The 5,470-nt window shown below is 45.7% G+C and carries 4 protein-coding genes; 1 reads left to right on the top strand and 3 read right to left on the bottom strand.

Annotated features, from left to right (window positions below):
- Positions 1–136: 136 nt before the first annotated feature.
- Positions 137–1,162: an amino acid ABC transporter substrate-binding protein gene (locus KDK17_RS06870; protein WP_257287682.1), complete on the bottom strand. Its 1,026-nt coding sequence runs from the start codon at positions 1,160–1,162 to the stop codon at positions 137–139.
- 236 nt (positions 1,163–1,398) lie between these two features.
- Here KDK17_RS06870 and folE point away from each other — a divergent pair, with 236 nt between their 5' ends.
- Complete coding sequence (gene folE / locus KDK17_RS06865; RefSeq protein WP_257252351.1) at positions 1,399–1,956, top strand: GTP cyclohydrolase I FolE; 558 nt, start codon at positions 1,399–1,401, stop codon at positions 1,954–1,956.
- 46 nt (positions 1,957–2,002) lie between these two features.
- Here folE and KDK17_RS06860 read toward each other — a convergent pair whose 3' ends face one another.
- Together KDK17_RS06860 and KDK17_RS06855 are read right to left on the bottom strand one after the other, a co-directional pair.
- On the bottom strand, positions 2,003–3,298 hold the full coding sequence (locus KDK17_RS06860; RefSeq protein ID WP_257252352.1) for an RING finger protein: 1,296 nt from the start codon (positions 3,296–3,298) through the stop codon (positions 2,003–2,005).
- A 423-nt stretch (positions 3,299–3,721) separates the two neighbouring features.
- Positions 3,722–5,173 carry an RING finger protein gene (locus KDK17_RS06855; protein ID WP_257287681.1) on the bottom strand — a complete coding sequence of 484 codons (1,452 nt, stop codon included), beginning with the start codon at positions 5,171–5,173 and terminating at the stop codon, positions 3,722–3,724.
- Between the last annotated feature and the right edge of the window lie 297 nt (positions 5,174–5,470).

Here is a 5,470-nt window from a genome sequence, read left to right as displayed (position 1 = left end):
ATTTCTTGCAATCCTCGCTACGGACGCTTAAGTCCGACAGGCTGCTAGAAGTTTTTGCCAGAAGCATTTGCTAAAGGCATCTGATAGCGGAAAGCTGACAGCCCAATTCATCTGGACCACCAGCCTTACAGGACTCTTAGCGGAAAGGAGGTGCGTAGAGGATACCGCCCTGGCTCCACTGGGCATTGAGACCACGCTCAATTTTCAGGGGAGAGGATGCGCCGATATTACGCTCAAAGACTTCACCATAGTTACCCACTTGCTTCACGACCTGGTAAGCCCAGTCATCCTTGAGGCCCATGCCCTTGCCCTTGGGGCCTTCAATACCCAGGAAGCGGCGAGTGGAAGGATTGGTTGAAGACTTGCTCTTGTCGATATTGGCCGAACTCAGCCCCAGCTCTTCGGCATTGATCATGGCGAACAGAGACCACTTCACAATATTGAACCATTGGTCATCACCCTGACGAACCAGTGGTCCCAGAGGCTCTTTTGAAATCACTTCAGGCAGCACAACGGCTTGACCTGGCTTCGACAAACGCAGTCTCAGAGCATAAAGCTGGGACTGGTCTGAAGTCAGGACATCACAACGACCTGAATCAAACCCTTTGGCCGTACCGTCGGAGGTATCAAAGACAACAGGCTGGTACTTCATGCCATTGCTGCGAAAATAATCTGCAAGGTTCAACTCAGTGGTCGTACCGGACTGAATACAGATCGCAGCACCGTCCAGTTCTTTGGCACTGGTGACACCCAGCTCTTTTTTCACCAAAAAGCCCTGACCATCGTAATAGCTGACACCGGCAAAGTTCAGACCCAATGAAGCGTCACGGGTGAGTGTCCAGGTGGTGTTACGGGAAAGCATGTCGATTTCACCTGACTGCAGAGCGGTAAAACGCTCCTTGGCCGTCAGGGGTATGTATTTAACCTTGGAAGCATCGCCCAAAACCGCCGCTGCCACGCCACGGCAGACATCCACATCGATGCCAGACCATTGCCCCTTCTCATCAGGCGTTGCAAACCCCGGCAGTCCGGTATTGACACCACAACTCAGGTAACCTTTGCTTAACACGGTTCCCAGAGTGTCGCTATCGGTCTCCGCCTGGGCACTGGCCGCTGCCAGCATAAGAACAGGTGCCACCCATTTTGTGAGTTTTCTTATCATAATCGATCCCGTTTGTTATTTTTTTTTACTACTTTTCAGTAGGCATCTGATACCCGCGAACCTTACCGCTATTGAACAGGACTGGCAACCCCAGCCACTAATAAAGCTCTCAGGAACTGAAATCGTTCCACACAGCCCCCTTTATGTTAAACTCGGGCCACTTTTTTACATGAACTTCTCGTGAAAGACAGGCTGTGTCAGACCTCTGCCCTCTTCATGTCAATACTGAGCGACCCATGACCGAACAACTGAGCGAATACTACAAAGCCATCCTTGAATCTCTGGGGGAGGATATTCACCGGGATGGCCTGAAAGACACCCCCAGACGTGCCGCCAAGGCCATGCAGTTCCTGACTCGCGGTTATGAGCAAAGCCTTGAGGATATTGTCAATAACGCAGTGTTCGAATCCGACATCAGTGAAATGGTGGTCGTCAGGGACATTGAGCTGTACTCCATGTGCGAACACCACATGCTGCCATTTATTGGCAAGTGCCACATTGGTTACATACCTGATGGCAAAGTGCTCGGCCTCTCCAAGTTCGCCCGCATTGTGGATATGTTCGCCCGTCGTCTTCAGATTCAGGAAAACATGACCAGACAGATTGCCGACGCTATTGTTGAGGCTACCAGTGCGAAAGGGGTCGGCGTTGTCATTGAAGCACAGCACATGTGCATGATGATGCGCGGTGTCGAAAAGCAGAACTCTTCCATGACATCCTCTGTCATGCTGGGTCTGATGCGTGAAAATCAGCCTTCCCGTGAAGAATTCCTGCAGTTTATCCGCAACAAATAAACCGTTGTCGTATAAAGGAGCTTTGACAACAGACAGTTAAACTTCTTCAATGACGGGGCATGAAGAATATCGTCCTGTATGATTCCGGTTTTTTCCGGCAAAAGGGACACCCCGTCTGCTCCCGTACAAATCGCTCAGCACAATTCTTGCACATACCGGCGTGTCCACAACTTTCTAATACCGTCATTTCTTGCGGTGGCTCGAAACAAACCGGACACTCTATGATTCCTCCCGGTGCGCCTCCAACTGCACCCGCTTCCTCCGTTGCAGTTTGGCTTGCTAATTCCTCTCGTAGTTGGGTTATCAGTTCACTTTGTTGTTGAATGACTGTTGCCGGGTCCTGATGATCAGAATACGGCTCCCCATCAGAAGCCTCAAACTCAAACTCAACCTCAACTTCATCCCCACTGTCTGAACCATAATCGGTTAGATAGTCCGAGCTTTCTGACGATGATATCTCTGATATTGAAGGTTCGGGGTCAATACCCAAAATACCGTGTGTAAACTCTTGCATGCCTCTCAAGTCGAGCATAAGCGGAGGTACGGGGCATGAGCGCCCGTTGGGGCAAAAGCGGGCTATATTGCTGTAAATGATGCCCAGAAGCTCGTATGGCAAGTAATTTATCAACAATTTTTTCAGTGTATCTGGCCACCACTTAATTCCTGAGTTCATATGCTCGAAAGCTGCTGATGCCATTGTATTTAAACCAATCAGAAGTGCTGTTTCTGCATCCAGTCCGGCTGTAGTGAATAAATAGGCAACGCTGTGCGGATTATCATATTCGTGGATATTTCTGGGAAGCAACACTCCGGAGAATGCCCGAGCGTAACTTTTTCTGGTATAGCCGTTATGCAGCACGCTAAAGTAGGCATATAAGTCACTCTGGGAAAGAAAGTGGGGACCAAGAAAAGCAAGAAACATAAGGACTAAACCATTATTAACACCAACAGAATTGGACTGATTTTCTGCCGAATCTGAATAGAAATAATGGCAATAAGGATTATTTCTGCCATCTATGTTCTCAGACAAAAACAATTGTTCAAAGAGGCTTTTTGCCATTGCATTGATTAACTCTTTGTTTTCCGGGCTTTGTCCATTGAGCATGCTGATATTTATATCGAAAATACTATGCATTAGTCTCAGCATTGTTTGAATTCGACCTCTTCGATATAGAGGATTACCCAGATTCACATAATTAAAATAAAAGTTGATCAGATGTGTAAAGTCTTGCTCAGCCACCTCGTAATTTTCACAGGTTTCCAGCCGCTCATCTCCAGACAGATCGTCAGAGGTTAAATTAAGCCTGAAAAAGCCAATACGGATATTTTCAAGTGGACTCATGACGGGTTGTCCTGTTCGCCTTTGTTTTTTTGAAGGCGGTTTCCAGTTTGTCTTTTGATACTGGCGAAATCCTTCAAGATCATAGGTATCATTTGCCAGCCCCTGCTGATAAACAAACAAACACACTGAAAACAAAAGCGTCTTTAAGGCACATGGAATGGTCATACTTTCACCGACATTCATTAAAACATCTGTACTACTATTAATGAGCTTTATGTAAGCGTCCTTAGCACCTATTTGTATAGGCCATAGGGACCAATAGAAAAAGCTGATTCGGATGTTTCCATTGACACCAATCACCTGGAATCTGGTCCCGGATGTATCCACACGCATCAGTTACCATCCGGAACGCGATATCCAAGAGCTGATCAAACGAATCTGGAAAAAGAAGCATCAGGCAATACAATGGCTCTGTTCGCACATTCAATAAAAAGACTTGTCGATAACCTTGATGTATGACAACGGTGTTCCCCGACAGAACGGACAGCCCCTCTGCTCATCTATAATACGCCCGGCACAATCTTCACAAAAACCAGCGTGTCCACAACTTTGTAACACCCTGATGTCTTCCACTGGATTGAAACAAATTGGACATTTTTTGATTCCTCCTGAAGCACCTCCAACTGCGCCGGCTTCGCCCGTTGCAGGTTGGCTTGCTAATTCCTGTCTTAGCTCGGTTATCAATTCATTTTGTTGTTGAATGACTGTTGACTGATCCTGATGCTCAGAATCCGACTCCTCAACAGTGAGATCACTCTCTGAACCCTCACTGTCTGAACACTCAGAATAATCCACAAGAAAGACCAGACTTTCTGACGATGACGCCTCCAACATTCCGGGCACGAGGAAAATACCCACAATATTGAATATAAAGTGTTGCATGCCGCTAATGCTATCCGCGCAATACATAACCCCGGGTACAGGACACGAGCGTCCAGAACGGCAATGACTGGCTATATTGCTGTAGATAATGGGCAGAAGCTCGTTTGGCAAACACCCTATCAACACAGTTTCCAGTGTCTCCAGCGAGACCCGTCCTAAATCCATGCGCTGAAAAGCGGCTGATGCCATTGCAGTTAAACCGATTAACAGTGCTGTTTCTGCGTCCAATCCGGCTGTATTTAACTGATTGGCAAGGCTTTGCGGAGAATTATATTCATTGATATTTTTAGAAAGCAACCCACTGTCGAATGCTTGATCGTAGCTTTGTCCTGTATATACGTTATGCAACAGAGTAAAGTGGCCATGAAGTCGATTCTTATAGAGAAAGTGGGGACCAAGAAAAGCAAGAAGCATCAGGACCAGACAGTTGTCAACACCAACATAGTTGGATGTATGTTTTTCCGGAACGGAATAGAAATAATTGTAATAAGGATTACTTCTGCCATTTATCTTGGCAGACATAAACAATTGTTCAAAAAGACTTTTTGCCGTTTCATTGATTAGCTCTATCTCTGCCCGGTTTCGCCCATTAATCATATTTATATTAATAGCGAATATATGATGTATTAGTCTCAGCATTTTTTGAATGCGAACTTTTCGATTTTGAGGATCACCCATACCCACATAATTAAAATAAAAATTACCCAGACGTTTAAAGTCTTGTTCAGCAACCTCGTAATTTTCACAGATTTCCAGTCGTTCATCTCCAGATACATTGCCAGAGGCTAAATTAAGCCTGACAAAACCAATGCGGATGTTTTCAAGTGGGCTCTGACCTGTATGACTTTGTTGTTTATTTGAATGCGGCCTTGAGTTCGTCTTGTGATAATTGCGAAACTCTTCAAGGTCATAGGTGTCGTTTGCCAGTCCCTGCTGATAAAAAGACAAACACACTGAAAACAAAAGCGTCTTAAAAGAATACCCTAAGGTCATATTTCACCTGCATTCGTTAAAACAACTGCACTGCCGAGCTGCAATTTGTCCATAACAAATATACTGCTGTCGTATACATAAGCCTTGAAGAATGACTTATTCCGGGCTTTGCATACAGACGGTTTAGTCCCGTTTTCTTTCACTCCACAAAAGTTTATAACCATCGTTGTCGCTTATAGAAGGTACCAATAATGGGCACAAGATGTGTCTGTCATTCTCAAGCAACAGACTAGCACTGTTCGCACATTCAATAAAAAGACTTGTCGATCACCTTCATGTATGACAAAGGTGTTTCCC

The sequence above is a fragment of the Endozoicomonas sp. SESOKO2 genome, from assembly GCF_024606245.1.
Classification (GTDB): Bacteria; Pseudomonadota; Gammaproteobacteria; order Pseudomonadales; family Endozoicomonadaceae; genus Endozoicomonas_A.
The sequence above is the reverse complement of the archived record's forward strand: the minus strand, read 5'-3'. Positions and strand labels throughout refer to the sequence as shown.